The organism is Streptomyces sp. 8N114, assembly GCF_052245835.1.
In the GTDB taxonomy this organism is placed as follows: Bacteria; Actinomycetota; Actinomycetes; order Streptomycetales; family Streptomycetaceae; genus Streptomyces.
This window is the reverse complement of record NZ_JBQQBT010000020.1, coordinates 1-26,591: the sequence shown is the minus strand read 5'-3', so window position 1 is coordinate 26,591 and position 26,591 is coordinate 1. Positions and strand designations below refer to the sequence as shown.

At 69.4% G+C, this 26,591-nt stretch carries 29 protein-coding genes; 15 read left to right on the top strand and 14 right to left on the bottom strand.

Features of this window, described 5'->3' with window-relative positions; genetic code table 11:
- The first annotated feature begins 22 nt into the window (after positions 1–22).
- The 6 genes from ACTWQF_RS28900 (at position 23) to ACTWQF_RS28875 (ending at position 5,000) form a co-directional block, all read left to right on the top strand.
- Entirely contained in the window at positions 23–1,048 is a 1,026-nt protein-coding gene (locus tag ACTWQF_RS28900) for a methyltransferase (RefSeq protein ID WP_443282736.1), read from the top strand.
- On the top strand, positions 1,045–2,145 hold the full coding sequence (locus ACTWQF_RS28895) for a prenyltransferase (RefSeq protein WP_443282651.1): 1,101 nt from the start codon (positions 1,045–1,047) through the stop codon (positions 2,143–2,145). The genes ACTWQF_RS28900 and ACTWQF_RS28895 overlap by 4 nt, the downstream gene beginning before the upstream one ends.
- Positions 2,142–3,227, top strand: coding sequence for a polyprenyl synthetase family protein (locus tag ACTWQF_RS28890; RefSeq protein WP_443282650.1), 1,086 nt, complete (start codon positions 2,142–2,144; stop codon positions 3,225–3,227). The genes ACTWQF_RS28895 and ACTWQF_RS28890 overlap by 4 nt, the downstream gene beginning before the upstream one ends.
- Before the next feature lie 2 nt (positions 3,228–3,229).
- Positions 3,230–4,180, top strand: a complete 951-nt coding sequence (locus ACTWQF_RS28885) for a tocopherol cyclase family protein (protein WP_443282649.1) — start codon at positions 3,230–3,232, stop codon at positions 4,178–4,180.
- 274 nt (positions 4,181–4,454) lie between these two features.
- Positions 4,455–4,712 carry a hypothetical protein gene (locus ACTWQF_RS28880; RefSeq protein ID WP_443282648.1) on the top strand — a complete coding sequence of 86 codons (258 nt, stop codon included), beginning with the start codon at positions 4,455–4,457 and terminating at the stop codon, positions 4,710–4,712.
- Positions 4,713–4,793: 81 nt separating this feature from the next.
- The gene (locus ACTWQF_RS28875; protein ID WP_443282647.1) at positions 4,794–5,000 is read left to right on the top strand and encodes a hypothetical protein; all 207 of its coding nucleotides are present in this window, start codon (positions 4,794–4,796) and stop codon (positions 4,998–5,000) included.
- On the opposite strand, the gene ACTWQF_RS28870 is transcribed toward ACTWQF_RS28875, so the two are convergent.
- From ACTWQF_RS28870 to aztB, 5 genes are all read right to left on the bottom strand, one after another.
- Positions 4,997–5,311, bottom strand: coding sequence for a DUF1330 domain-containing protein (locus ACTWQF_RS28870; RefSeq protein WP_443282646.1), 315 nt, complete (start codon positions 5,309–5,311; stop codon positions 4,997–4,999). The two genes, ACTWQF_RS28875 and ACTWQF_RS28870, sit on opposite strands and share 4 nt — an antisense overlap.
- 253 nt (positions 5,312–5,564) lie before the next feature.
- Positions 5,565–6,755 (bottom strand): zinc metallochaperone AztD, encoded by a 1,191-nt coding sequence (aztD, locus tag ACTWQF_RS28865; RefSeq protein ID WP_443282645.1) that lies wholly within the window; start codon positions 6,753–6,755, stop codon positions 5,565–5,567.
- 89 nt (positions 6,756–6,844) lie between these two features.
- Entirely contained in the window at positions 6,845–7,786 is a 942-nt protein-coding gene (aztC, locus tag ACTWQF_RS28860; protein WP_443282644.1) for a zinc ABC transporter substrate-binding protein AztC, read from the bottom strand.
- An 8-nt stretch (positions 7,787–7,794) separates the two neighbouring features.
- Positions 7,795–9,030: a hypothetical protein gene (locus tag ACTWQF_RS28855; protein ID WP_443282643.1), complete on the bottom strand. Its 1,236-nt coding sequence runs from the start codon at positions 9,028–9,030 to the stop codon at positions 7,795–7,797.
- Entirely contained in the window at positions 9,027–9,905 is an 879-nt protein-coding gene (gene aztB / locus ACTWQF_RS28850) for a zinc ABC transporter permease AztB (RefSeq protein ID WP_443282642.1), read from the bottom strand. Before aztB ends, ACTWQF_RS28855 begins: the two co-directional genes overlap by 4 nt.
- Positions 9,906–9,954: 49 nt before the next feature.
- On the opposite strand from aztB, the gene aztA reads away from it, so the two are divergent.
- Both aztA and ACTWQF_RS28840 read left to right on the top strand, forming a co-directional pair.
- A complete protein-coding gene (gene aztA / locus ACTWQF_RS28845; protein WP_443282641.1) occupies positions 9,955–10,668 on the top strand; it encodes a zinc ABC transporter ATP-binding protein AztA in 714 nt (237 codons plus the stop codon).
- Between the two features lie 69 nt (positions 10,669–10,737).
- Positions 10,738–11,925 carry a GTP-binding protein gene (locus ACTWQF_RS28840; RefSeq protein ID WP_443282640.1) on the top strand — a complete coding sequence of 396 codons (1,188 nt, stop codon included), beginning with the start codon at positions 10,738–10,740 and terminating at the stop codon, positions 11,923–11,925.
- Positions 11,926–11,959: 34 nt separating this feature from the next.
- On the opposite strand, the gene ACTWQF_RS28835 is transcribed toward ACTWQF_RS28840, so the two are convergent.
- The 4 genes from ACTWQF_RS28835 to ACTWQF_RS28820 all read right to left on the bottom strand — a co-directional run bounded on the left by ACTWQF_RS28835 (position 11,960) and on the right by ACTWQF_RS28820 (position 14,617).
- On the bottom strand, positions 11,960–12,754 hold the full coding sequence (locus ACTWQF_RS28835; protein WP_443282639.1) for an ABC transporter permease: 795 nt from the start codon (positions 12,752–12,754) through the stop codon (positions 11,960–11,962).
- Between the two features lie 61 nt (positions 12,755–12,815).
- Positions 12,816–13,157, bottom strand: coding sequence for an STAS domain-containing protein (locus tag ACTWQF_RS28830; protein ID WP_443282638.1), 342 nt, complete (start codon positions 13,155–13,157; stop codon positions 12,816–12,818).
- Positions 13,158–13,211: 54 nt separating this feature from the next.
- A complete protein-coding gene (gene arsB / locus ACTWQF_RS28825; RefSeq protein WP_443282637.1) occupies positions 13,212–14,312 on the bottom strand; it encodes an ACR3 family arsenite efflux transporter in 1,101 nt (366 codons plus the stop codon).
- Positions 14,309–14,617, bottom strand: a complete 309-nt coding sequence (locus ACTWQF_RS28820; RefSeq protein ID WP_443282636.1) for an ArsR/SmtB family transcription factor — start codon at positions 14,615–14,617, stop codon at positions 14,309–14,311. The genes arsB and ACTWQF_RS28820 overlap by 4 nt, the downstream gene beginning before the upstream one ends.
- 94 nt (positions 14,618–14,711) lie before the next feature.
- On the opposite strand from ACTWQF_RS28820, the gene ACTWQF_RS28815 reads away from it, so the two are divergent.
- The 4 genes from ACTWQF_RS28815 (at position 14,712) to ACTWQF_RS28800 (ending at position 17,402) form a co-directional block, all read left to right on the top strand.
- Complete coding sequence (locus tag ACTWQF_RS28815; protein WP_443282635.1) at positions 14,712–15,134, top strand: arsenate reductase ArsC; 423 nt, start codon at positions 14,712–14,714, stop codon at positions 15,132–15,134.
- Positions 15,135–15,363: 229 nt separating this feature from the next.
- Positions 15,364–16,053 (top strand): DUF899 domain-containing protein, encoded by a 690-nt coding sequence (locus ACTWQF_RS28810; protein ID WP_443282634.1) that lies wholly within the window; start codon positions 15,364–15,366, stop codon positions 16,051–16,053.
- Between the two features lie 43 nt (positions 16,054–16,096).
- The gene (locus tag ACTWQF_RS28805; RefSeq protein ID WP_443282633.1) at positions 16,097–16,339 is read left to right on the top strand and encodes a transposase; all 243 of its coding nucleotides are present in this window, start codon (positions 16,097–16,099) and stop codon (positions 16,337–16,339) included.
- 82 nt (positions 16,340–16,421) lie between these two features.
- Positions 16,422–17,402: an immunity 49 family protein gene (locus tag ACTWQF_RS28800; RefSeq protein WP_443282632.1), complete on the top strand. Its 981-nt coding sequence runs from the start codon at positions 16,422–16,424 to the stop codon at positions 17,400–17,402.
- Positions 17,403–17,633: 231 nt separating this feature from the next.
- Here the strand turns inward: ACTWQF_RS28800 and ACTWQF_RS28795 are convergent, their stop codons facing one another.
- The 3 genes from ACTWQF_RS28795 to ACTWQF_RS28785 form a co-directional block, all read right to left on the bottom strand.
- Positions 17,634–18,275 (bottom strand): flavin reductase family protein, encoded by a 642-nt coding sequence (locus ACTWQF_RS28795; RefSeq protein WP_443282631.1) that lies wholly within the window; start codon positions 18,273–18,275, stop codon positions 17,634–17,636.
- 253 nt (positions 18,276–18,528) lie between these two features.
- Positions 18,529–19,032 carry a YbaK/EbsC family protein gene (locus ACTWQF_RS28790; RefSeq protein ID WP_443282630.1) on the bottom strand — a complete coding sequence of 168 codons (504 nt, stop codon included), beginning with the start codon at positions 19,030–19,032 and terminating at the stop codon, positions 18,529–18,531.
- On the bottom strand, positions 19,002–19,931 hold the full coding sequence (locus tag ACTWQF_RS28785; RefSeq protein WP_443282629.1) for a DMT family transporter: 930 nt from the start codon (positions 19,929–19,931) through the stop codon (positions 19,002–19,004). The genes ACTWQF_RS28790 and ACTWQF_RS28785 overlap by 31 nt, the downstream gene beginning before the upstream one ends.
- Positions 19,932–20,014: 83 nt before the next feature.
- Between ACTWQF_RS28785 and ACTWQF_RS28780 the strand changes: the two genes are divergently transcribed.
- Together ACTWQF_RS28780 and ACTWQF_RS28775 are read left to right on the top strand one after the other, a co-directional pair.
- Positions 20,015–20,950: a LysR family transcriptional regulator gene (locus ACTWQF_RS28780; protein ID WP_443282628.1), complete on the top strand. Its 936-nt coding sequence runs from the start codon at positions 20,015–20,017 to the stop codon at positions 20,948–20,950.
- Between the two features lie 599 nt (positions 20,951–21,549).
- Positions 21,550–22,332, top strand: a complete 783-nt coding sequence (locus tag ACTWQF_RS28775; RefSeq protein WP_443282627.1) for an LmeA family phospholipid-binding protein — start codon at positions 21,550–21,552, stop codon at positions 22,330–22,332.
- 5 nt (positions 22,333–22,337) lie between these two features.
- Here the strand turns inward: ACTWQF_RS28775 and ACTWQF_RS28770 are convergent, their stop codons facing one another.
- Positions 22,338–23,342: a helix-turn-helix transcriptional regulator gene (locus ACTWQF_RS28770; RefSeq protein ID WP_443282626.1), complete on the bottom strand. Its 1,005-nt coding sequence runs from the start codon at positions 23,340–23,342 to the stop codon at positions 22,338–22,340.
- A 263-nt stretch (positions 23,343–23,605) separates the two neighbouring features.
- On the opposite strand from ACTWQF_RS28770, the gene ACTWQF_RS28765 reads away from it, so the two are divergent.
- The gene (locus ACTWQF_RS28765; RefSeq protein ID WP_443282625.1) at positions 23,606–24,703 is read left to right on the top strand and encodes a winged helix DNA-binding domain-containing protein; all 1,098 of its coding nucleotides are present in this window, start codon (positions 23,606–23,608) and stop codon (positions 24,701–24,703) included.
- Between the two features lie 35 nt (positions 24,704–24,738).
- Here the strand turns inward: ACTWQF_RS28765 and ACTWQF_RS28760 are convergent, their stop codons facing one another.
- Positions 24,739–26,373 (bottom strand): fucose isomerase, encoded by a 1,635-nt coding sequence (locus tag ACTWQF_RS28760; RefSeq protein WP_443282624.1) that lies wholly within the window; start codon positions 26,371–26,373, stop codon positions 24,739–24,741.
- Positions 26,374–26,591 lie beyond the last annotated feature (218 nt).

Sequence of the window (26,591 nt, the reverse complement as noted above, 5' to 3'; positions counted from 1 at the left end):
CCCGTCGGTCCCCCCACTGACGATGGACCGCCTGTCGTTCGTCCTCTTCGGCCACGCCGCCTTCCAGTACCTGAGCGCGGCCTGCGAGCTGGGGCTGGTCGACCTTCTGGCGGAGCGGGGCCCCCTGCCGGAGGTGGAGATCCGCGAACAGCTCGGACTTCAGGAGCGGGCCTGCGCGATCCTGCTGCTGGGGTGCACCGCGCTCGGTCTGACCGTCAAGGAGGGCTCTCACTACCGCATCGCCGACCTCGTGGCGTCACTGCGCGCTGACGGCACCTGGCAGAAGATCAGCGACACCGTCGCCTTCGAGCAGGAGATCGTGTACGAGGGGCAGGCCGACTTCGCCGAATCGCTGCGGCGGAACAGCAACGTGGGCCTGCGCCGCATCCCCGGGGACCAGCCCGACCTCTACCGGCGGCTGAGCGGCAACCCGCGACTGGAGTCGGTCTTCTACCGCTATATGAAGTCCTGGTCCGAGCTGGCCAACACCCATCTGGTCCACACACTGGATCTCACGCACACGCGTCGGCTGCTCGACTGCGGCGGCGGTGACGCGGTCAACGCCATCGCGCTGGCCCGGCACAATCCCGCCCTCGAGGTCACCGTGCTGGAGATCCCGACCTCGGCCGGAATGACGGCAGCCCGCATCGCTCGGGCCGGACTGTCCGAACGGGTCTTCGTCCAGCCGTGCGACATGTTCGTCGATCCGTTCCCCACGGGCATGGACTGTGTGCTGTTCGCCCATCAGCTCGTCATCTGGACACCGGAGCAGAACACGGCGCTGCTGCGCAAGGCGCACGCCGCGCTCGACCCGGGCGGCCGGGTGGTCATCTTCAACTCCATGTCGAACGACGAGGGCGACGGCCCGCTCGTCGCGGCCCTGGACAGCGTCTACTTCGCCGCGCTGCCCGCCGAGGGCGGCATGATCTATCCCTGGCGGCTGCACGAGCGGTGTCTGCGGGAGGCCGGATTCGGAGCCGTCGAGCGCTTCCCCGTACCCGGCTGGACGCCTCACGGAATCATCGTGGCCACCAAAGAGGCCCCATGAGCCCGCCGGAGCCGACCGGCGCGTCCGCGGCCCCGGGAACTTTGGCCGCCTTCCTTCAGCTGGCCCGCGTCAAGTTCCTCTTCCAGAGCATGATGGTGACCGGCTTCGGCGTCACGCTGGCCGTCCATGCGAGCGGGGGCTTCTCGCTCCCCTGGTATCTGCTCACGCTGGGCTTCGCCTGGTCGACCCATCTGATGACGCACTTCTGCAACGAGTACTTCGACCTGGAAGCCGACCGGGCCAACCCCTCCCCCACTTCCTGGACGGGCGGTAGCCGCACCCTGGTCGACGGGTTGCTCAGCCCCACGGTGAGCCTCGCCTCCGCCTTCGTGACCCTCTTCGCCGGTATCGCGCTGACCGCCGCGATGCCGACGCCGGCCACCCGGCTCCTGGCCGTCGCGCTGATGGCTCTGGCGTGGTTCTACACGGCGCCGCCGCTCCGGCTGAACTACCACGCCCTTGGGGAAGTGACGTGCGCGGGCGTGCTGTACGGCATGGGGCCGGTGCTGGCCGCGCTGCTGCAGTCCGGTTCGCTCTCGCCGCTGCTGCTGTGGTGCACAGCGCTCGTCTGTGTACTCCAGGTGCTGCGCTGCCTGATCATGAACCTCGCCGACATCGAGGGCGACCGGCTCGTCGGCAAACGCACGCTCGCGTCGGCCCTCGGTCCCCGCAGACTGACCCGCCTGTACGCCACGGGTCAGGGCGTGCTGTACGCCGGAGTACTGGTCCTGGCCGCAGCGGGAGAGCTGCCGCTCGTGGTTGCGGTGGCTCAGCTGGCCTGTGCTCCGGCCGGACTCCACGTACTCCACGCTCTGCGCACCGGGGCGATGGCGGAGCGGCGCAGGGCGGACAACGTCACGTTCTGGGCGTCCATGCAGCTGCCGCTGACCACCTGCGGCACCATGGTCGCGCTCCTGGCAGACCTCTCGCTGCGGGGCAGCCCGGCGCCCGCCCCGTGGGTCACCATCGCGGTCGGCACCACCGTCGTGTTCGCGTGGTGGCTGACGCGTACGGCACTGGCTGCCCGCCGTCGGCCGGCAGCGTACGCGCGGCCCGGAGGGCCTGCTCCGGTCGAAGGGCAGGCAGAGCGGGCATGACCACCGCGGCGGGGGCGACTCCCTCCGACATCCGGGTTGCCCAGCAGTTGTGCGAGCACGCCCGCCGGCGGACGCAGCCCGCGCTTCGGGAAGCCGTCAGCCGCCTGCCCGGCCCGCTGGCTCCGGCAGGCGCCTATCAGTTCGGGTGGCAGCACACAGGCGCGGCGGACGGGGCAGGAGCCGCGTCCGGAGCAGGGCCGGACAGCGGGAAGGCGGTACGGCCCGCCCTGACGTATCTCGCCGCCGAGGCACTGGGCGCACCGTCCGAGCGTGCCGTACCGGGAGCCGTCGCGATCGAGCTGGTGCACAACTTCACGCTGGTCCACGACGACATCACGGACGGGGACGCCACCCGCCGCGGCAGGCCCACGCTGTGGAAGCGGTTCGGGGTCGGCCCGGCCCTGCTGGCGGGTGACAGTCTCCACGTGCTGGCCATGGAGGCTCTGCTGCGGCGGCGCGACGACCGCTCGGCCGCGGGGGCCGCACTGCTCAACCGCGCGCTCCTCGCCACCATGTACGGGCAGGTGAGGGACCTCAGCTTCGTCCAGCGGCCCTGGGCCGGTCCGGATGCGGTATCGGTCGCCGAGTACCGGGCTGCCGCCAAGGGCAAGACGGGAGCGCTGCTGGCCTGCGCGGCGGCGTTGGGGGCCCTGCTCGCGGGCGGCCGACCGCGGCAGGTGGCACGCTTTGCCGCCTTCGGCCGCCATATGGGCGTGGCGTTCCAGTGCGCCGACGACATCCTCGGTCTGTGGGGTGATCAGCGGCGCACGGGCAAGCCTGTCGGCAACGACCTTCTCCTGGCGCGGAAGACGATTCCGGTGCTCCTCGCACTCACGGGGGATACGCCCGCTGCCGCGCGCCTGCGGGAGCTGCTGACCCGTGAGGACACCCCCCTCACCCGGCAGGTCCTGCCCGAGGCCCTGGGGCTGATCGGCGAGGCCGGTGGGGAGGAGGCCACCCGCAGGGAAGCGGAACACCAGAGGGAACTGGCACTTCGGATGCTCGCGGCGGTGCCCATGCCCGCCGACGTGCGCGGGCGGTTCGCCGCCATGGCCGCCTATCTGACGCGGCGGGGCTCCTAGAGATGCTGCGCACGTGGTGGCGTGGCACCGGCGCAGACCTGCCCTGGGGAGACCCGCTTCCCTCGCACCGGTCGCTGATGGAGGGCTACCTCTGGCGATTCACCGATACGGCGCTGCGCCGGGTGCTGCTGGTCGCCTGTGGGATCAACCAGCGGCACGGCCGCTCCTGGGGAACAGTGGTCGCAGCCGCGAGTCCCCTCTCACTCGTACGGTCCGCGACGCTCGACGGCGCATGGGCGGACAGCGACCGCTTCGGCATCCATGCGGCGCCCGCGTTCTCCTTCGTACGGGACCGGTTGAAGGTCTCCCTGGCGGACGTGGATCTGGAGGTGGCCCTGCTTCCCCGCACCCGGCGTCGTACCCTGCTGCCCGCTGCCGGGCTCTTCTCGTTGGTGCCATGGCTCAATCACTACTGGCACCCCTACCTCTTCGACGCCCGGGCCGAGGGTGCCGCGCGGCTGGGGGACGAGCGCTGGGAACTGACGGGCTGCCAGGTATACGCCGAGAAGTCCTGGGGACGCGGCTTTCCGCCCGCCTGGTGGTGGGGCCAGGCCCAGGGCTTCGACCGCCCCGACGTCGGGGTGGCCTTCGCCGGAGGTCTGCTGGGGAGGGGGCGCTGCACGGTGCCCGTGGGCGGCCTCGTGCTGGATCTCGGGGGCAGCCGCATCGATCTGTTTCCGCCAGCGGCAGTCGTCCGGGGCGGCGTGCGGGCCGACCGCTGGTACGTTACGGCCGTCGGCCTACGCCACCGGGTGCGTCTGACCGGCGAGGGAGCGGGCGACCCGCTCTTGAGGCTGCCCATCCCCTCGGTGACTCCGCACCGTCTCGGCTGCTCCGAGCAGCACTTGACGGGCGAGATCCGGCTGGAGGTCGACCGCGACGGCAAGCCGCTGTACGCGGGAACCTCCCGCCTCGCCAGCCTGGAGAGGGGCCGAGCACCCCACTCTTCTTGAGTGGGAGGCCGGCGCTCACAACGGGAACGTCGGCCTCGGGGCGGTGACGCGCGGCAACGCGTGTCTGCCGGAGTCCCTGGTCGTGTTGGTGGAGCCCGCAACTCTCAGGGAGCGGTGATTCCAGCCCCGCGCCCCCGCTTCGGGGCACGCAAACGCAGCCCCTTAGTCGCAAGAGCAACCCTCCCGGGTGTGCTGCGGTCCTACCGGGCGTCTTGCTCAGAGGATCAGCCTCTGTCGCGACTCGTACCGGTAGCCGACTGGAAGGGCGCAGTCCATGGAGCTCGATCCTGACCTCTGCCTCGACGTTCCGGAAGACTTCGACGACTCGGACGCCGAGTCCCAGGTGCATCCCATCGCCAGGAAGCTGTTCCCTGCCACAACTGCCGCGGGAGCCTTCAGGAAGGCCCAGGAGTGGGTCGGGGATCACAACGTCTTCCTGGTGGACGTCTCGTGGGACTACTTTCACGACGAGGACGAGCCCTACACGCTGAGCATCTACTTCACGTTCGAGCTGGAGCCCGAAGACTCCTGACGAGCGGCAGCAATCCATGGGGCCGGCGATGCCGCCCGGCTCGACTGGCGGTCGGACTATCCGGCACTGCCATACGAAGTCGTGCCGGTACCCGATGAGGTGCGGTGCGGGGTCACGGCGCTGATGGGAGCGCCGCAACTGCGGTTCGGGGCCTTCGACTTCCTCATCACCGCGGAAGGATGGGTATTCCTGGAGGTCAACCCGAACGGGCAGTGGGGAGGGATCGAAGACCACACGGGCCTGCCCATCGCCGCGACGGTCGCCACCGCGCTCGCCCGGACCACCTAGGCCGGGAGGGCGAAGCCCTCGGGCGGCGCGCCCTCGACGAACAGCATCCCCACCCGGACCTTGCCCTCTCGTATCTCCCGGGCCCGCCGGTACTCGGGAGAGTCGTACCACTCCCGCATCCGGTCCATGTCGGGAAACTCGATGACCACGATCCGGGAGGAGTCCCAAGTGCCTTCGACGGGCTCTGGCGTGGGGCCCGCGACCAGGTAACGGCCGCCGTGGCTGAGGATGGATTTCTGGGCCACGGACGCGTACGCCAGTCCGGCCTCTTCGTCGAGCACATCGACGTTGACGATGGCATAAGCGCCCATGGGGTTCTCCATTTCCTTTGGACACCGCGTGTACAGGCGAAGACTCTTCACCTCACCCGAGATGATCACAGCAGTTGATCAGACGGCGAACAAGCCCAGGACGTCTGGTCACCCGGAGGGGCGGCCCCCGTCGAAGCCGCCCCTCTTCCGCTTCCGCCGCGGTGCGGCGGTGGTGCCGACAGTTGGGCACCCCGTCGAGTTGCGCTGTCGGAAATCCGTGCCCCCACCGGGCGGCCTGGGCGCGGCGTGCCGGCTACTCGGTCACGACTCCGGTGATCTCGTTCGGCTTCTTGTCGAAGGTGCCGGTCGCCTTCTTCTTCCCGGAGTTCAGATCGACCGCGTAGAGCTTCTTCTGCTCGGGGTCGGTGACGAAGGCCGTCTCGTCACGTACGAAGATCTCCGGGCGCGCCTGCTGCCAGTCCAAGGGCTCGCGCCACTTGTCCACGACCGGGAGGGTCTTGCTGACCTTGCCCGCCTCGGGGTCGATGACATGGATCTTCCCGTCCGTGCCCAGCACCAGGGCCTCGCCCTTCGGGCCGCGGGCAAGGGACCTGAAGCTGTAGCTGGTGCCCAGGTCGACGAGGCTCAGCTTGCCCGTCTTGGTGTTGATCAGGGAAACCTTTTCGGGACGTTCGAGTTCGGCTTCCCGGTCCTGCTTGTAGTCGCCGAGAACGATGTGGGACTTCTCCGAGCCCTTCTGGTTGCCGATCCTTCCGTACTCGGTGGGGCTGTCGATCTTGGTGATCTTCCCGTCCTTGTAGAGGAGAACGCCGTTCTCGCAGCCGATGACCACCGCCTCGTCCTTGGCAGTTGCCTCGCCGTGCACCTCGGGGCATTTCTCGTTCCGCGTGATCTCCTTGCGCTTCTTATCGAGCACGAGGATGCCCTTGCGCTTCTTGGCGGTGCCCAGGGTGGTGACGAGTTCGCCGTTCTCCAACTCGACAGCGACACCGTGATGCGGGGAGGCCGAGGTGTAGGTATCGACCTTCGGCTCGGGCTTGTCAAGTTCGGCCGGGTCGAAGATCCTCACTTTGCCCGTGCCGTCGGTGAAAAGCATCGTCTTCCCGGCGTGCTGCACCACATGGCCGGGCTCCGCTCCCTTGAACTCGGTCTCCGTCAGCTTCTGCCGGGCCGTGTCGAGCACCCGGAAACCCTTCGACGTAGACACCATGACGTGCTTGTCGTCACCTGCCGGGTTCACCCGGTTGTATCCCTTGAGCGGCACGTCCTTGACGACCTTGAGGGATTCACCGTGGAGTACGTATATCCCGCCGTCGTGTGTGACGGCGAGCGGGTCCTTGACCGCTGCGGCGGACTGCTTTCCCTCGTTCTTCGCGGACGACGTCTTGTCGGTGTCCTCCGCACCGCAAGCCGTCATGACGACCGAGGTGAAAAGGAACGCGGAGAAGGTCGCCGCTCTGCGGACGCGCGAACTGCTGCTCATGGCCTCTTACTTCCTTTCTTCGCCCGCCGAACCGAGGTCGGCGGACCGGCGTGTTGTTCTGTTCGTGGCGCCAGGGCTTGGCGAGTCCCTCAGGGCTTGGCGAGTCCTCGCACTATCGCCTTCGTGTTGGAGCGCATCATCTGCAGGTATGTGGCGGCACCCTTGCCCTTTTCCGTGAGGGACTCGGAGAAGAGCGGGATCACGGCCACCTCGACCTTGCTCTCCTTCTTGAGTACACGTGCCAAACGGTCCGGCTGTGAGGAGTCGACGAAGATCGCCTTGACTCCGGCCTTCTCGATGGTGGTGGTGAGCGACTTCATGTCGGCAGCGCTGGGCGAAGCCAGAGTCGTGCCGCTCGGAATCACCGTGCCGACCACCTGGAAATCGAATCGCCGGGCCAGATACCCGAACACATGGTGGTTGGTCACCAGCTTCCGCCCGTTCTTCGGAATCGTGTCGAAGCGCTGCTTCATCCACGCGCCGAGTTGCCCGACCTTCTTCCCGTAAGAAGTGGCTTGGGCCTTGACGGCGCCTTTGTCGACCCCGTCGACATGTTCGGCGACTGCGGTACCGATGATCCCGACCGCTTTGCGTACCCGGGAGGGGTCGGTCCAGAAGTGCGGGTCGGGCTTTCCCGCCGTCTCGTCCGTTCTGTAAGCGAGGGGTTCCACCGCGTCGGCGACGCCGAGCGTGGGCACGTCCGATTCCTTGGCCGCCTGCACATGACGCAGCACGTTCTCTTCCAGGCCCAGGCCGTTGTAGACGACCAGGTCGGCGCTCTCGATCTGGGCGGCCTCGGCGGCTGAGACACCGAAGGAGTGCGGGTCCGCGTTCGGCTTCATGAGTACTTTCACGTCGGCCTCGTCGCCGACGACCTTGCGTGTGACGTCGCCCAGAATGTTGGTGGTGACCACCACGGTGGGACGCCCCTCCTTGGTGCCGAAGCATCCCGTCAGGCCGGCAAGCATTACGCAGACGAGCAGGAGGACGCCTGCTGCCGTACTGCGTCTGTCCGGGGGCTCGGTGCTCATGGCGGCCCTCAACGTCCTGTCTCCACCATCTCGGAGGGCGCGAAGTCCAGGGAGAAGGAACGGGCCTTGCGGAGATCGTCGTTGTAATCGATCTCGTACACCTTCTTGGCCGCTACGTCATTGACGTAGGCGCGGTTGGCATCGACTTCGATGACCGCGCGGGAGGTGTTCTTCGCGCTTGACGACCCGGAAAGGATCCTTTTACTCGCGATCTCCTTCCCGTCGGATATCTCGTACCCCTTCAACGTGCCGGAGTCGTCCAGCACCAGGAGCGGCGTTCCCTCTCCCGCGCTGTTCACCGCTGCCGCCGGTCCGGTCTCGATCAGCTTCCAGTCGCGCTCGGCCACGTTCAGGACCCACACGCCCTTGTCGCCAGCTCGCGCTGTCAGCGTGGTGCCGAGCGAGCGGCTGCGAAAGGAGTCCGGGCGCTCCTTGTCGGGCACCTTCCGGCCGAAGGGGATCTTCTCCGCGCGGGGTTTCCCCTGTTTTTCCGTCACGAACAGCGCTCCGTCGGCACATCCGAAGACGACACCGGTCCGCGTCACCGCGGCACCGCGGAGTTCCGGGCACTCCGCGTCGAGGGAGGTTTTCTTCCTGCCCTTCCGATCGCGTACCTCCACGACGGAGTCCCCGCCGGGCCCGGCGACCGGAACGAGAGCATTCTCCTTGAAGGGAACGACGGGGCCCCGATCGACCTCGTCGAGGGTCGCGGTGGAACTGATACGGCCCTTTTCCAGCCGCGCATGGTCCACCAGCCGCGCCGTGCCGTCAGTGAAGGTGAAGGCCGTCAGCCACGGACTGCTGTAGACGTGTTCCGTCTTCTTGCCCCGAACCGTGCCGAGGCCGTGCGCCTTGGCCCGGTAATAGTGGATGTGGTCTCCGTGGTCGACCATCCACGCGCCGCTGTCGAAAACCTTGGAGCCGCTGCGCGAATTGGCGTAGGCGAACCGGCCGTCGGTGACCAGTTCCGCACCCTTGGCCGTCCTGCCCAGCGGCTTGGTCTTCCCCTCGATGAGATCGAGAATTTTGAGAGTGCCGCTCTCGCTGTCTGCCAGTACGAGGCGGGACTGCTGCTCCGCGGCCTCTTCCGCTCCGGCGACATACCCGTGCGGCTTCGAAGACGACGCGGACTTCTTTCTCTCCTTGCCCGGGTCGCCGCCCTGGTCGGCACAGCCCGCGAGCAGCAGCCCCAGGGAGAGGACCGCGGCGGAGGCCGGCCCGGCCTTCTTTCGGTTCCAGATCATGATGAGTGCTCGTATTCCCTTCGCTGTTCGACTGCGGGGGTGGGCTGCGCGTACTCCACTCGGCGATTCCGGATCCTGGAAACGAGCACGGAGAGGAAGAACAGCAGGACGGCGACCGCGGCGATCGTCGCTCCGGCAGCCGTACCGAGGTGCCAGGAGAGAAGGAGCCCGGTAAAGGTCGCAGCCACACCGAACAGCGCCGCACCGCACATCACCGCCGGAATCCGCCGGGACCACGGCAGCGCCGCCGCCGGTGGGGCGATCAGCAGCCCGAAGACCAGCAGCGTGCCGACCACGTGGAACGACGTGACGACGGCCAGCGTGACGAGCCCGAGCAGGGCCGCGTGCGCCAGGCGAGGGCGCAGGCCGAGGGTGTGCGCCTTCCGCTCGTCGAAGACGAGGGCAAGGAATGAGCGGTACCCCAGCACGGACACGAGTACGGCTGCACAGAGCGCCACGGCGAGGCCGACCAGGTCCTGCTCCCGCACCGCGAGCACATCGCCGAAGAGGAATCCGGTGAGGTCCACCGCGAAGGACTGCGACCGGGAGACGATGATCACGCCCAGCGACAGCATGCCCACGAACAGCAGGCCGATCCCGGTGTCCTGGGAGAGCCGGGGCGAGCGCCCGAGAGCCGTCACCCCACAGGCCATCACGCCGGCGCTCACCGCGGCACCGATCAGCAGGTTGCCTCCGCAAAGGGAGGCGACGGCGACGCCGGGCAGCATCCCGTGCGCCATGGCGTCGCCGAGAAAGGTCATGCCTCGCAGCACCACCCACGTGCCCGTGGTGGCGCAGATCAGCGAAACCAGGATCCCGCTCCACAAGGCCCGCTGGACAAAGGCCACTTCGAACGGGCCGGTCAACCACTCCATGGCCGGGAGCCTATAGTGAAAACGATTGTCATAACAACAAGGGGAGGACATGCCACATCCCAGGCCGTACGAGGTCACGCTGCGCGACGTCGCCGCCGGATATCCCCGGCGTCCGGTGCTGCGCCAACTCACCGCGTCCATCCCCCGGTCGGCGACCACCGCCGTCGTCGGGCCGAACGGCTCGGGGAAGTCCACGCTCCTGAGCGTGCTGGCGGGGGTACGCCCACTCACCTCCGGCTCCATCGAGAGGAGGAGCACCTCCCGCCCGTGCTTCGTCGTGCAGCGCAGCGCGGTTGCCGACACCCTCCCGCTCACCGTCCGGGAAACGGTGACGATGGGCCGATGGGCGCACCGCGGCGCCTGGCGGCGGCTCACAGCCCGGGACCGCTCCGTCGTGCGCGACAGCATGGACCGGCTCGGCATCCTCGACCTGGCCGAACGACAGCTCGGCGAGCTCTCGGGCGGGCAGCGTCAACGGGCGCTCGTCGCCCAGGGGTTCGCCCAGGAGGCCGAGCTCTTCCTGCTGGACGAGCCGACGACGGGCCTCGACATGGCGGCGCGGGAGAGCATCTCCACCGTGCTCGGCGCCGCCGCGGCCGAGGGGGTGACGGTGGTCCAGGCCACTCACGACCTCCACGCGGCCCGGGAATCCGACCACTGCCTGCTGCTTCAGGAAGGGCGGCTCATCGAGGAGGGGAAGCCGAAGGATGTCCTCACCGACAGCACACTGCGACGGGTCTGGGACTTCCCGGAGGCACCATGACCCGCCCCGCCGCCGCCCCGGCACCACACCCCCAGCACAGCCACAGCCACAGCCCTTGACGGAGAGAACGTGCCCGAGATCCTTCTGAGCGTGGTGTCCGGCAACTCCCCCGAGGCGCGCGGCGCCCTGGTGGACCAGGTGCTGCACGCTTCACCGAACGCCCTGGCCCTGGCCGTCTCGCTGCAGAACAGGCCGGAGGGGTATCCGGTCGTCCAGCGGCTGCTGCGTGGGACGGACGCGCGTATTCGGGACGTCGCGTCGCGCGGGGCGACCGGCGCACCTGCGGTGATCGTCCGTGAGGACCTGCTCTCGATCGGGCGCGCGCCGCACCGCCCTCACGCCGTCGTCCTGGCGCTGCCCGAGCACCTCGACACGCTGCCCTTCGTGCTGGAGCTGTGGCGCGACAGGACAGCGACCGGCTCGCTCGGCACCCACTACGTCGCGGGTCCCGTGCTGACCAGTGTCGATCCGAGCTCCTTCATGGCGGACATCAGCTGCGTTCACCGGGCGGTGCGCAGATGGAACGGCTGGACGGCGAGCGAGCCCGTGACCCGGGCCGAGGCCGCGGCTGCGCAGGTGGAGATGGCGGACACCGTCGTGGTGCGCTCGCCTGCCGGCACGGAGGGGCGGCTCGCACCCGGGGTCGCCTCGTTGATCCGGCACCTCAACGGCCGCGCCGGGGTGGTGACCCACGACGGTGCCGAACCGGCGGGGCTGCCGTCCGCCGCTCTGCGGCCGGTGTCGTACGACCCTCAGGAGATGTGGCGGGCCCGCCTGGACCCTGTGGCGGTGCCGCATGTGCGAGACGGCACCAGCCACGGTGTGGGCTCCGTCCTGTGGCGGGCCCGCCACCCGGTGCATCCCGGACGGCTGGCCGAGGCCCTTTCCGTCGCGCTGCTCGGGGTCGTACGCGGCCATGGGCATCTGTGGCTGGCCAACCGCCCCGACTCCGTGGTGACCTGGCGTTCGGCCGGTGCCCACCTGGAGCTGCGGGAAGCGGGCCCATGGCTGGAGGCGGACAGGCCGCAGCTGTGGGAGGCCGTGTCGGCACAGCGGCGTACGGCCGCCTCCTGGTTCTGGGACGACTACTTCGGAGAGCGCCGCAACGAGATCACCTTCACCGGCCTCGACCTGGACGCTTCCCGGATCCGCGAAGCCCTGGACGCGGCATTGCTGACCGACGAGGAGCTGGCACTGGGGCAGGAGCACTGGCTCGGCGCCGAGGACCCCTTCTTCACCGACAACGATCTGCTCTGATCCGCCCTCCCGGCGAGTGCGGGATGTGTGTGCGTCACGACTGGTCGGGCTCCTGCGGGGGAGGGCGCAGTTGGCCGCGGGCGATGAGTTCGGTGGTGAGTGCCACCGCCACGGCCTGGACCGCCAGCAGCGCGACGAGGACGAACAGTTGGACGGCGCCCGCGGCGAGGGGGCCGGCGCCGCCGAGGAGCATGCCGACAAAGGCTCCTGGGAGGGTCACCAGTCCGACTGTGCGGGTCTGGTCAAGGCCGGGGATCAACGCTTCGGAGGCGGCGGGGCGCGCTATTTCCATCCGGGCGTCCCGCTCGGTGAGGCCCAGCGCCAGGCCCGATTCCACCTCGCCGTGCCGCAGTCTCAGTTCGTCCAGGGCGCGGCGCCCTGCCAGCACGGTCGCGCTCAGCGCGCCGCCGATGAGGATGCCGGTGACCGGGATCAGCACGATGCCGTCGAGGGGAATCAGGCCGGTGGCCAGGAGCGCCGCCATGACCGGCAGCACGCTCGAGGTGAGGGGCAGGGCCGTCGTCCACCATGTCCGGTCGCGGGTGATGCGGCGACCGGCGGTCCGTACGGCCACGCCCAGCATCAGCATCAGGAAGGCGACGGTCGCGACCCGGGAGCGGACCACCCAGACGATGACCACGGAAACGGCCGCGAGTTGGAGCGCACCCCGCGTACCGGCGAACAGGATCTGCCGGGCGCGGTGGGTACGCACGCCGTCCGGGGAGAGATGGAAGAGGGCGGCCGCTCCGGCTGCCGCGAGGAGGAGCGCGACGAGCAGCCCGGCAAGCGTCGCGTTGACCGGCAGGAGGGAGGCTGCACTCAGCTGCATGGTGCAGGTTATCTTCCGGTCGTCCGATCCGGGCATCCGACGGTGAGGAGCGCCCGCTCACTCACTCGGGGAAAGCCTGGAGCCGGTCGATGCCGGCATGGCGCAGAGTCCGTTGAACGTCGCGCCGTGCCCCGTGAACCACGAGCTTCGCGGTCTCAGGACGTTCGACAGCCGCACGGAGGAGGGCGTAGGCACACGCGAGGTCGAGCCGGGTGACTCCGCTCATGTCCACCACCCACTCACGCGCCGTGAGCAGTCGCGGGTCGCTCAGCTGTTCCTCCAGTTCCCGGAGTACTTCGGCACCGAGATCACCGGCGAAGACGAGCTCGGCGCGCCGTCCGTCGATCATCGTCACGGACACGGTCGGCCGTGGCGCCAAGGTGAAGTGGAACCCGCCTGCCATAGCGGCCTCCTCATCGATCGGCCTGCTCCCTGCTTCTATCGTCGCACTGTGGGTTCACCCGGTGCGGAGAGAGAACTTCCGCCGCCAGGCCAGGGAGACGTAGACCAGCCCGACGAGCACGGGAACCTCGATGAGCGGGCCCACCACCCCGGACAGGGCCTGCCCGGAGGTGACACCGAAGGTGGCGATGGCCACCGCGATGGCCAGCTCGAAGTTGTTGCCCGCAGCGGTGAACGCCAGCGTCGCCGTACGGTCGTAGGCCATCCCCAGGCCCTTGCCCAGGGCGAAGGTGCCGAAGAACATCACCGCGAAGTACACCAGCAGCGGCAGCGCGATCCGGGCCACGTCCAGCGGCTGCGAGGTGATCGTCTTCCCCTGCAGGGCGAAGAGAACGACGATCGTGAACAGCAGCCCGTACAGCGCCCACGGCCCGAGCCTCGGCAACAGACGGTTCTCGTAGACGGCCCGGCCCACCTTCCTCTCACCGAGGCGCCGGGTGAGGAACCCGGCCAGCAGCGGGACGCCGAGGAAGATGACCACGTTCAGCGCGATATGCCACACGGACACCTCCAGGCCCTGCCCGTTGCCCAGGCCGAGCCACTGGGGCAGCAGGTCGAGGTAGAACCAGCCCAGCAGTCCGAAGGCGAGCGCCTGGAAGACGCTGTTGAGGGCGACCAGGACGGCCGCTGCTTCCCTGTCGCCGCAGGCCAGGTCGTTCCAGATGATCACCATGGCGATGCAGCGGGCGAGCCCGACGATGATCAACCCGGTGCGGTACTCGGGGAGGTCCGGCAAGAAGGTCCACGCCAGCGCGAACATCACCGCCGGGCCGACGAGCCAGTTGATGACCAGCGAGGAAACCATCAGTTTCCGGTCGCCGGTGACCACGTCCAGCTTGTCGTAGCGGACCTTGGCCAGCACCGGGTACATCATCACCAGCAGGCCGATCGCGATCGGCAGCGAGATGCCGCCGATCTCCAACGCCGCCAGGGCGTCCCCCAGCCCCGGGACGACCCGGCCCAGACCCAGACCGACGGCCATGGCCAGCACGATCCACACCGCCAGGTAGCGGTCGAGCGTGGAGAGTTTCTTGACGACCGAATCATCCCCCGCCGGGTCCGGGGCGGTCTGGGCGGCGGGATCGGTCGTGGTCACGGGCAGGCCCTCTTGTTCTCGGCAGCGCCACGGGCGGACTCGGCGAGCTGGGCGAACTGCCCGGACAGACGGGCCAGCACCTCGGGCTTGAGCTTGTAGTAGGTGAAGCGGCCGCACGGCTCGGTCTCCACCAGGCCCGCTTCGCGCAGCACCTTCATGTGGTTCGACAGGTTCGTCTGCTTCGCGCCGGTCTCCTCGACCAGGTGCGTGGTGCACAGCGTCTCCCGCGCCAGCAGGTTCACGATCTGCCACCGGAGCGGGTCGCCCAGCACCCGGATCACATCAGGTTCGGCTGAAGTCAGCATGCGCTGATATTCTCACATCATCTGCCGCTGATACCGCGCGGGGTGATGTCAGGGGTGGCAGGAGCCGCCCGCCGGCCGACGAGAGAGCAGCTCCATGCCCGAGACCTCCGGCTCCAAGCCGTCCGTCCTGTTCGTCTGCGTCCACAACGCCGGCCGCTCCCAGATGGCCGCCGCCTGGCTGACCCACCTCGCGGGCGACCGTGTCGAGGTCCGCTCCGCCGGCTCCGCACCCGCCGACCAGGTCAATCCCGCGGTTGTCGAGGCCATGCGGGAGGTCGGTATCGACATCTCCGCCGAGACCCCGAAGGTGCTGACCGCCGATGCGGTCAAGGAGTCCGACGTGTGCATCACGATGGGCTGCGGTGATGTCTGCCCGGTCTTTCCGGGGAAGCGCTACCTGGACTGGAAACTGGACGACCCCGCAGGTCAGGGCGTCGAAGCCGTCCGCCCGATCCGCGACTGGATCAAGACCCTGGTCGATGACCTGATCGCCGAAATCACCCAGGACAGGCCGTAAGCAAGACAGCGGCTTGCCATGCGTGCCTGCCATAGGAGCTGCGCCCCGCAGGGGGCGCGGGGCTGTGTTGATATGCGGCTCCGCCGCGTGGGCGCGCTCCGGGGGGCGACTATGCGGGTTCTCGTTCCGCGGCTTTTCCGATCGGAATGGCCGGCCACCGATGAGTTCGACGACCGGGCGGGGTCTACACCTACACACCGCAAGCTGCGCACATGATCAGTGAGGGACCATGAGCACCAACGCACTACCGCCCGTCGTCGACGCCGACACCTGGCAGCGTCAGCTCGAAGCACTGCGTGTTCGGGAGAAGGCCGCGACCCGCGAACTCGACGCGATCGCCGCCCAGCGCCGCCGTCTGCCGATGGTCAGGATGCCCGACTACACCCTCGAGGGCGAGGACGGACCGGTTCGGCTGGCGGACATCTTCGAAGGCAAGAGGCAGCTGATCGTCTACAACCACATGTGGTTCCCCGGCAAGCAGTGGCAGTGCCCGGGCTGCACGGGGTTCACCTCGCAGTTCACACGGTTGGAGTTCCTGGACAACTACGATGCCCGGTTCGTCATCGTCACCCAGAGCCCGATCGACGAGGCACTCGCTTACAAGCGGCGGGTCGGGAACAAAATGGCCTGGTATTCCACCGCGAACAGCCCGTTCGGTGCCGACGTCGGCGCACCGCCCGGCGGAGGATTCGCCATCAACGTGTTCTTGCGCGATGGCGACACCGTTTATCGCACCTGGCACACCAACGGCCGTGGCACCGAGCAGCTCAGTCACACCTTCGCGCTGATCGACCTGTTGCCGTACGGGCGGCAGGAGGAGTGGCAGGACTCGCCCGACGGTTGGCCGCAGGCGCCCACCTACAGCCGGTGGGCCACCGCCAAAGACATCGCCGCGCTCTACGGCCCGGACACCGTCTAGGCAGTTTCGTCGGTTTCAGCTCGCCGTTGGTCCGGGTGCGCCGTTGACCGACGCGCAGTGGGCGCGGATCGAACCGTTACTCCCGGACCGGACGCCGCAGCGGGGTGGCCGGTGGCGGGACCACCGAGAGGTGATCGCGATTGCCTACAAGCAGCGCAACGCCGTCGAGCAGTGCATCAACCGCCTCAAGCGGTGGCGCGGCCTCGCCACCCGCTATGAGAAGACCGCGACCATCTACCTAGCCGGACTACACATTGCGGGCATCTTTCTCTGGTCCGCGAGATGATCCAAACAAAGCCTCCTAGTGCTGTCAGTGCCCGTTGATAACGTGCTTCGTCCAGTCGTGGAGTGCATGGAGGGACGGGTACGTGCGGAATGTGAAATGCCATCAGGTCGGCGAGCAGCGGTTGGCCGAGGCGCTCGACGACATCGACGGGCGGGCCTACACGCGGTGGCACTCGCTGCGGTACGGCAGCATCTCGCCGACGCTGATCCGGGCCATGGCGGACGAACTGCTCGACCATGTCGCCGCGCGAACGGTGACGGAGCCGGGGCTCGACGCTGCGGCCGGCACGGTCGCCGTCACCGCCGCGGAGTGTGTGCACGGAGTGCTGAGCATCATGTGCTTCCCGGACGGGGACCAGGAACTCCGGTTCCCCCTCGTCGGGGAGCGGATCAGCACGGACCCGGACGACGACGAGTTCGGGGACGGGCCCATCACCTTCCGGGACGTCGTCCAGGAGGCGCCCACCGCGCGGACCTGGCTCGACATGTTCGAGATGTGTGTCGTCAGCGGGCATGTGTGGGACACCGGGCCGCTGCTGCGCGGCGACTACGCGCCCGCCATCCGTGACGGCGTGCCCTACAACCGGTACACCTCCGTCTCCGACCCCGCCGACCTCGCCGCCATGGACGCCCTGTGCCCCTATCTCACCGAGGCGGCCGGGCATCTGCCCCGCGACTGGCCTACGGTTCCGCTGCGCAAGCCGGACGCCGGGGAGCGCACGGAGGCCGCCCGGCGGCTCGACGAGGTCGGCGACGCGCTGAGCGCGGACCAGCAGCTGCTCCGCGTACTCCTCGACGACGACCAGCACGCCTTCGAGGACGCCCTCGTCGCCCGGCTGGTCGCGTACCGGGAGAGCGTCGAGGCCGATTCCGGTGATCCCGCGCCCCGGTCCCTCCTCCCCCTCGGCACCCTCGCCCTGGCTTGCCTCGCCGTCCAGGTCCATGGGTGGGAACTCGGTGTCCGGTCCGGGTATCTGCCGTACGGTCTGCTGGGATCGCCGGACGCGCCGCGCCGGGCGGCGGAGGGGAACCGGAACAACTTGGGCTGCTGGGCCGCCAAGTAGGCCACCCGGGGTGCGGAAGTGGGCCTGGCCCGACATCCAGGACATCGTCGTGGAGACGGACTCGTCCCCACCGAGGCAGCGCGTACGTCTGTGCGATAGCCAAGGACGGAAGACCACCCTGCCCCACGTCGGCGAACGCCATCTGCCGGATCTCCACGCCCTGCGACCCCGGTAGCCCCGACGGCGCCGAGCCTCAGGCCGTGTCTTTCGCGATGATCCGAAAGACACGGCCTAGTGGACCGCCGCATCCCGCAACGCGTGCGGCATGTTCCAGCCTTCGGCGAGCCGCGAGGGGCGCACGTTTCGGCCTTCGCCGAAGAACTCGCAGAACTTCATGATCAGCGGGTCCCAGGCGACCGGATCGATGTAGTGCGTGCCGGGGATGACCAGTTCCTCCTCGATGTGGACTCGCACCACCCTCACCTGGAACGCGGTGGCGATCGGCTCCGGAGTACCGAACGGGTAGTGCGCCTCGACGACGCACTCCAGCTGGATCGGGCACTCCAGCACACGTGGGGCCCGGACCAGTTCGGCGGCCTGCTCGGTCAGTCCGGCTACCGCGAACTTGTCGGGCTCGTACCGATAACCCTGCCGGAGGCGGTAGTCCGCGATCTCTTTGCTGCCGGTGAGCAGTGCCAGCCGGTCGACGGTGTCGGCCATCGACGAGGACGCCAGGTTCAGCACGCACTCGCGTTCACGCCGCAGGTTCGCCGTCGTCTGGGAGTCGTCACCCATCCCCAGCATGCAGGAGTCGCCGAGCCACCATGCCGAGGACATCGGCGCCACGTTCGCCGACCCGTCCTCGTTCCGTGAACCGATCAATACCACCGGCGTCCCGAAATAGAGCACCTTCACATCAACGGCCTTGTGCACGTCCCCGCCTTTCCCTAGGCCGCCCGCTCACTCGGACGGACCGCGCACCACTGTGGTCCCTCATCTCCTCCCGTTCCGGCGGGAATCGGACGCCGCACTGGGCGGCTCGCGACCGGCGGCACGGTGAGGCAGGCGCGCTTCTCCGCTGCGAGCAGGATCCGGCAGTCGGACAAGACCTCCCGTTCGACGTCTTCCGCATTCAGCCCGAGCTTGGCCAACTACAGCTGCCCGGGAGCATTGCGCAACACGACCGCTATCCGGCCGATGCCGGTGGCCCGGCGATCTTCTCCACTCGGGGCTGCGCGAGCCTCTCGTAGTCCGGGCCCGCGATGGCCAGTGACCGGTCCAGGCGCGCGGCGTTGAAGTAGAGCTGTGGCTGGGTGACGACCTCCGGGTCGGCCACGAGTTCGAGGTCGGGATCGAAGCTGAAGGGCAGCACCGTGCCGGGCACCGCCCGAGCCAGGCGTTCGGCGGTGGCCGCATCGCTGACGCCGACGTAGCGGGCGGCGAACAACCCGCGGACGGCATCCAGGTCGACGCGCCGGTCGCCAGGGACGACGACGAGCACATGGCGCGTGGTGCGCCGGTCGAGTTTGACCCGCAGGACAAGGCATTTGGCGGCCTGGGAGACGGGATGGCCGCGGAGCGCGCTCACCGTCTCGGTGGTGCCCTCGGGGACGTGGTCGATGAGCCGGTAGGGGGTCGCGGTGTCGTCGAGCAGGGAGATCAGACGGCGGTATGTGTCGTCGTGGGACATAGGGCGTTCCCTTCCTTGCGGGTGCGGTGGGAGCGTTCGATGACCTGGCCCCAGTAGGTGCCGGTCACCATCAGGAGTGCGCCGAAGGCGGTGGAGACGGTGAGGTGTTCGCCTCCCAGTGCAAGGCCGACGGCGACAGCCCAGACGGGTTCGGTGCCCAGCAGCAGACTGGCGCGGCTGGCGGAGCTGCGTTGGACGGCCCAGGTCTGGGCGAGAAAGGCGAAGAGGCTGCAGAAGAGGGCGAGATAGGCCAGCTGGAGCCAGGTTGCGGCACCGGCGCCCTCCAGCACACGCAGGTCTGCTGCAGCAGGCGCGAGGAACAGCATCGACCCCACCGACGTCTGGACGGCTGTCAGTTGGAGCGGGCGCAGGGCGCGGCCGGTGGTGAGCCGTCCAACGAGGGCGACGTGAGCTGCGCGGACCACAGCCGCGGCCAGTATCAGCAGGTCGCCGATGCCCGGTGCGTCGAGGCCATGGCCGGACGTCAACAGGCCGACCGCCAGCACGCACAAGCCTGCGGCGAGAAAGAACCGCGGCGGCAGCCGGCCGTGGCCCGTGCGGTCCAGCAGCGGGGTGATCACGAGAGTCAGGCTGATGAGCAGCCCCGCATTGGCGGCGCTGGTGTGTGCCACGCCGTACATCTCCAGGACCAGGACGGCCGCTTGGGACACACCCAGGATCACCCCGAGCCTGATCTCCTCCCGCGTCCACCGGGGGCGCGGACGGGAAGTGGCGGCGAATACGAGGGGGATGCCGGCCAGGGCCGAGAGCAGGTAGCGCAGGAACAGCACCACCAGAACAGGGGCGGCTTCAGCGGCGGACTTCGCCGTCAGATAGCTGGAGCCCCACACCAGCGCGACCAGCAACAGCACCACATCGGTACGACGTGCTTCAGGCATGCCCACAACGCTGCCCTGACCAGGACAGTGAAGCCAAGTACCACCTACTCAATCATCGATGTAGCAAAGCTACAATGTCTTCCATGGACGAGAGGCAGCTGCGTGTTCTGCGAGAGCTGGGCGAACTGGGCAGCGTCACCGCGGTGGCAGAGGCGCTCATGGTCACGCCGTCGGCAGTCTCCCAGCAGTTGAGACTGCTGCAGCGATCGGTCCGCGTCCCACTCACCGAGCGCGAGGGCCGGAGGCTCGTACTCACGCCCGCCGGACGGGCTTTGGCCGCCGCAGCGATCGACGTCGAGACGGCCCTGGCCCGCGCCCGGCACGCCGTGGAGGAGTTCCTCGACCAGCCGGACGGTGTGGTGTCGGTCGCGGCCTTCCACAGCGCCGCCGCCGGTCTGTGGCCCCGCCTCGTGCGTGGCCTTGCCTTCCCCGGGGCACCTCGCATCGCGCTCGCCGACGAAGACGTCTCCCAGGAGGACTTCCCGCCGCTGGCCCACGACTACGACATCGTCCTCGGCCACCGGCTCGACCACTCACCGGCCTGGCCGAAGACCGTGTCGGCCACGCCCCTGCTGCACGAGCCCCTCGACATCGCGCTGCCCGTCGGCCATCCGCTGACGGACAAGGCCCGCCTGACCCCGCACGACGTGGCCGACCAGCCCTGGATCACCGTCCATGACGGCTTCCCGCTGATGGCCACCGTCGAGGCCGTCGCAGCCGCTGCCGACCGGCGGCTCCATATCGCCCACCGCATCAACGAGTTCGCCGTGGTGTCCGAGGTGGTGGCCGCAGGCGGCGGCATCGCGTTGATGCCCCGCTGGACTGCACGCCCGCACCCCGCGGTGGTCCTCAGGCCCCTCTCCGGCGTCCACGCCCGCCGCCACGTCGACGCACTCCATCGGCCCGAACACGCAGCTCGCAAGGCGGTACGCATTGTCCTCGCCGAGCTGCTGCGCGCAGCGGCAGCCGTCAGCGGCGACGGCCCGGAAACCGCCCCGGGGACCGCAGGGCGCCCGTGATCGCGGGGGCGGCCGGCGGATCTTGGCCCGCCCCTCCCTTGTTCCGGAAAGGGGTTGCCCGTACCCGCTGCGTGCGGACTGCGGGCCCGTTGTGGCTGGGTGGGGGCGCCTCCCGGCCGGAGTCCCCCAGCTACCGCTGGGAGGTGCCCCCAGGGGGAGCAGTTCCCCGCGCCCCTGACGGAGCGCGTCTCCCACTGCCGTGCTTGCCCACCCGCCACGTTCCGTAGGCGGTCGGTGCCGCACCGGAACGGGTGCCGGGCCGTGTGACGCAGCCCGCATGGTGTGGGGCCCATGCCATGGCATACTCGCCCGAAGTGCCCCTTTCGCTCCGGCAGCCACCGGTTGCGGACCCGAAAGCCGGCGCACAGGTGCGACGCCGGCCCGCCGGGCCCGGCGTTCCGGCACTCCGCCGGGCAGGGCCACGGGCTCACCCGGCGACGGTTTCCGCCCATGACGCCGGATGCCGACACCGACGCCGCTGTCGGTCCCCACAGCGATCCCCGAGCCCCTCGACCGCCCGCGCCCGCTGCGCAACCGCTGCGGGCCCGGTCCTGGCCGGGCCGGTGCCAAGGCGCCACGGCCCCGGCAGCCTGTCCCAGATGGGAGTACCACCCCCCATGAAGATCCGCCGTACCGTCCTCGTCCCCACCGCTGCGCTTGCTGCCGTCGTCGCAGCGGGCGGCGGCGCCAACGCCCTGGTCGAACACAAGGCCCAGGAGCGCGCAGCCGAAGAGGCCCAGCGCCGGCTGGGTGGTAAGGCCACCGGGGTGCAGGCGGAGCTCACGGACCCGCTGGCCGGCTTGAAGACCCTGACCGGCCGGGTCGGCACGCTCCGCATCAGCGCCGACAGAGTCCAGCACGAGGGGACGTCCTTCGGCGTCGACGCCTCCCTGCATGGGGTGTCCACCGACGGCAGCGCCACTTCGGGGTCGGCCACCGTCACCGTGGGCTACGACGAGATCGCCAAGAAGTTGCCGAAACAGGTGCGCGGGATGAAGCCCGGCACGGACGGCAGCCACCTCACGCTCTCCGGCCCCGTGGGCGGCCTCGGAATCCCCATGACCGTGCTGAACACGGTGAAGGCCGCCCCGAACGGCCTGACCGTCACCCCGGACAGCGTCCGCGTCATGGGTCAGCAGATGAAGATCAGTACACTCACCTCGCTGCCCGGCATGGACCAGTTCGCCGACCAGCTCGGCCCGCGCACCGTCGGTCTCGGCCCGCTGCCCAAGGGTGTGCGGCCCACCGGTGCCGAAGCCACCCGCGACGGGCTCGCCCTCAGCTTCCGGTTCTCCCCCAGCATCCTGCACGCCTCCGGCGGCACGGACACGGACACCTCCTCCGGGCACGGGGCCGGGGACACCAAGAGCCGGGACGCCTGAGCCGGTCACACCCCGGTGGGGCCGCCGGCCGAGGCGTCGGCGTAGCGGCGGGCCAGGTGCGCGAAGGCGTGTCTGAGCTCAGGCGGGCCGACGACCTCGATGTCGGCGTCGAACCTGCCGATGGTGGCGGCCAGGCCGGGCCATGACCACGAGCCCAGGACGAGTCGGCAGCGGTCCGGGCCGAGTTCCTCGACGAGTCCGTCGTGGACGTAACGGGATACGGCAGCGGCAGGCAGATCGAGGATCACCTCGCCGCGGCAGGGCCAGTCGTCCGGGCCGTCGGAGCCCTGAAACCTGTCGGCCACGAAGGCGGCCACCTCGCCTCCGGGCACCTCGCGCGGAGTGAAGCGGGGCCCCGTGGGGGTACGCGGGGAGATCCGGTCGGCGCGGAAAATGCGCCAGTCCTCACGGTCGAGGTCCCAGGCCACGAGGTACCAGCGTCCACTCCAGGTGACGAGGTGGTGGGGCTGCGCCCGGCGAGGTGGAGGTCCGGTGCTGTCCTGACCGGCTCCCGACGGGGAGGCCGAGGCGTAGTCGAAGCGCAGCACTTCGCGAGCGTGGACGGCAGCGCTGAGCGCCATGAGCACTCTGCTGTCCACCTGCGGGGTCGGCCGGGCCGTGGGCCGCCCCACGGCGGTCACCTGGAGGGTGTCGATCCGGTGGCGCAACCGTGCGGGCATCACCTGCCGCACGGTGTTCAGCGCGCGAGCCGCGGCTTCCTCGATGCCGGCACCGGTGCCGGCGGCGCTCTGCAGTGCGACAGCGAGGGCGACGGCCTGCTCGTCGTCGAACAGCAACGGGGGCAGCTCCGTACCGGCACCGAGCCGGTATCCGCCGTCGGGGCCCTTGCTCGCCATGATCGGGTAGCCGAGTTCCCGCAGGCGGTCGACATCGCGGCGCACAGTGCGCGGGCTGACACACAGCCGCTCGGCCAGCAAAGCCCCCGGCCAGTCCCGGCGCACCTGGAGCAGCGAGAGCAACGACAGCAGCCGCGCTGAGGTCTTCTGCATGATCCCCATGGTGCCCCGAAAAGCGGCCACAACGTGACCGCTTCTGCTGCGACTGTGCTCACCGAGCAGGGCCGGACAAGCCGATCCATGTGATCGTCCTCACGCCTTGTGGACCGCCGGACCGGGCTGAAACCGCCCAGCCGCCCGGACAAGAGGAACCGAGAGGCAGGAGCCATGGACATCGTCAGCGCATACACCCGGGGCCGGCCCCTCTCACGAGCGGCGCTCCCCCAGTCGGCCGACGGGCACGACGTGGTGATCCGGTGACCGTTCTCGACGCCCGGGCGCTCAACCGCGCGACGCTCGCCCGGCAGTTGCTCCTCGACCGCGCCGACATGCCTGCCCTCGACGCCGTCGCACACCTCGGCGGGCTGCAAGCACAGGAACCGCAGGAACCGTTCGTCGGACTCTGGGCGCGGCTGCGCGGGTTCGACCCGTCAGTCCTCTCTGACCTCCTGACCGGGCGGAGCGTTGTGCGGACCCATCTGATGCGCCGCACCGTCCATCTCGTCACCGGTGACGACGCGTTGGCCTGGCGCGCCCGCCACGATCCCATGCTGCGCCAGCGGGTGCTCGGGGTCTACCGTCGCGAGCTCGAAGGGGTGGATCTCGACGAACTCGCCGCAGCAGGGCGGGCGGTGATGGCCGACGGCAAGCCCCGCTCGATGACCGAACTCGCGCGGGCGCTGGGCGACCGCTGGCCGGCGCCGGAGCCGCGGGCCCTGGGCGAATTGCTGGTCTCCGCCCTCCCGATGGTCCAACTGCCGCCGCGCGGGCTGTGGCGTACCAAGGCGGGAGTGCGCAACGTCCTGCTCTCCTCCTGGCTGGGGCGCGAGATCGCCCCGCCGGCCGCTGACGGCTCCGATCCTGTGGGGCAGACGCTGGTACGACGCTATCTGGCCGCGTTCGGTCCGGCCGCCTCGGCCGACCTGCGCGCCTGGTGCGGTCTCGCCGGACTGCCGGCCGCGGTCGCCGCGATACGGGAGGAGCTGGTCGCCTTCCGCGACGAGCAAGGCCGCGAACTGCTGGACCTCCCCGACGGGCCGCGTCCCGACCCCGGCACTCCCGCCCCGGTGCGGTTCCTGCCGGCGTTCGACAACGCGCTGCTCGGTTACCACGACCGCAGCCGGATCATCGACGACGCCCATCGCGGCCTGTCGGTCGCCGGCGCTCGCGTCGTCCTGGTCGACGGCCGGGTCGCCGCGACCTGGACCGTCGAGTCCGGAACCGTGACCGTCGCCCCGCTGCACCGCTTCTCCAGAGCCGACCGCACCGCCGTCGCCGAACAGGGACGGGAACTGGCGTCGTTCCTCTCCGACAACGAGAGCCACCGCGTACGGATCGCCGCGTCTGCCCGCTGAGCGATCCACGGCGAGGTCCGGTCCCCGGGATACGGCTACAGCAGGACGTCGCCGCACAGGTGCACCTCGACGCCCAACTCGGCGAAGAGCGCCGCCTTGGCGCGCAGGGCCTTGTCGGCGGTCGTCGCGTCAGGTGCGAAGGCGACGTTGAGGTGATTGGCGCGGTGGCGGGCCATGAATTGGTCGCGGGTGACGCCGTGCAGGACCGCGTGCATGATCGGCCACTGGTTGTTGGTGGCGTCGAGCCGGCGCCGGGTCTCCTCCTCGGGCAGCTCGACCGAGGTGGCGCGGCCGAGGTCGACATGCAGACGGCCGTCCATCAGGAACACCCGCGACCAGACGATCTCCCCGGGCTTGGACACACCGCTGAGGGTGCCGCCGCCGAGGGGGAAGAACATCGGGGGCTGGCGCATGCTGTACGACTTGTCGTAGCCGCCGTTGTGGGAAGCGGGCACCGAGCCTGAGATCTCGAAGACCCAGACGAAGCGCCCTTCGTACTCCTCTCCCCAGCGGATGTCGTGCAGCGTGGTGGCCGGGTCGAGGCCCATCGCGGTCCAGACGCGGTTGGTGACCAGGGAGTCGACAGCGACGCCCTCGTCCACCTCGTTGAAGTGCGGCAGCGGCGCGCCCGCGTAGAGCTCGCGGGCACCGTCGCGGCTGCGGACCGGCGGGCGCCGGACGTTGTTGAGCAGGCCCTCGGCGAGGTCGCTCGCGGGGACGGTGTCCTTGAGGCCCTGCTGGTACTGGATACCGACCGCGTCCAGCCCGAAGTCGTCGGCGATCCGCAGCGCGGCAATGTACATCTTGAACTGGCTGACCAGCTGCGCGTCGGTGAGTTCGGTTGCCTCGTCGGTGCCGGTGTGGAAGGTCATTCCAGCGCTGTCGAGCCAGGAACGGACCGCCTGGGCCTCCTCGTCGGAGACCTTCCCCATCTCGGCGACGAGGGCGCTCTGCGACAGGCGTTCCTTGTAGATGCCGAGCGGGTTGAGCAGCTCGTCGTCGATGATGGCGTTGTACATGCCCATGCAGCCCTCGTCGAACACGCCGATGATCGCCTTCTCCTCGGCCAGCTGCCGCGCGAGGGCCACGCCCAGTTCCGTCTCGGAATCCTGTGGCAGGGGCGGCAGGGGCCTCACGTGGCTGGTGTCGTGGGTGACGGTCCCGGTCTCCAGCCACGTACGCAGACCCTCGCGTGCCCAGTCGTCGGTGAAATCGGCGCTCCACAGGACGGAGTAGTCCCGTCCCGCCTTCGTGAGGCTGCCCGCGAGGTTCAACAGGCCGACCAGGCCGGGGAATTCACCGCTCCAGTTGGCCACGATCAGGATCGGTCCCCGGTGGCTGCGCAGACCGGCGAGGACATGGTGGCTGTACTGCCAGACCGCCTCGACGACGATCAGCGGGGCGTCCTCGGGCAGGGTCTTGAAGACCTCGATACCGGCCCGCTGGCTGTCGATGAAGCCATGTCCCTTGTCCGGGTCGACCTGGTGCCCACGGCGGGCCTTCCAGCCGAGATTTGTGAGGGCCGCGGCCAGGTCGCTCTCCAGCTTCTCCTGAGTGGGCCAGCAGGTGACGTTTGCGGCCGGCCGCAGGTCGCCGCTGGCCACGGTGTATACGGTGTGCGGCTCGGCGGCAGGCCGCCGGGCGAGCTGGGGCAGGCGGTACGTTGTCATCGCGGTCTCCCTACGTCATGCGGGCCTGGTTCACGCCGCCTCCAATGCTTGAGGGCCCAGCCCTCTGAGGGGTGGGTGGGGGCGGCGGTGGCTTGAGGGCCCAACCCTCTGACGGGTGGGTTGGGGGCGGCGGTGGCTAGAGGGCCCAGCCCTGGGCCCTCTCCCGTTGTTGGGGGCTCCGCCCCCAAACCCCCGGTCCTCGCCGGACAGGCGTAGGA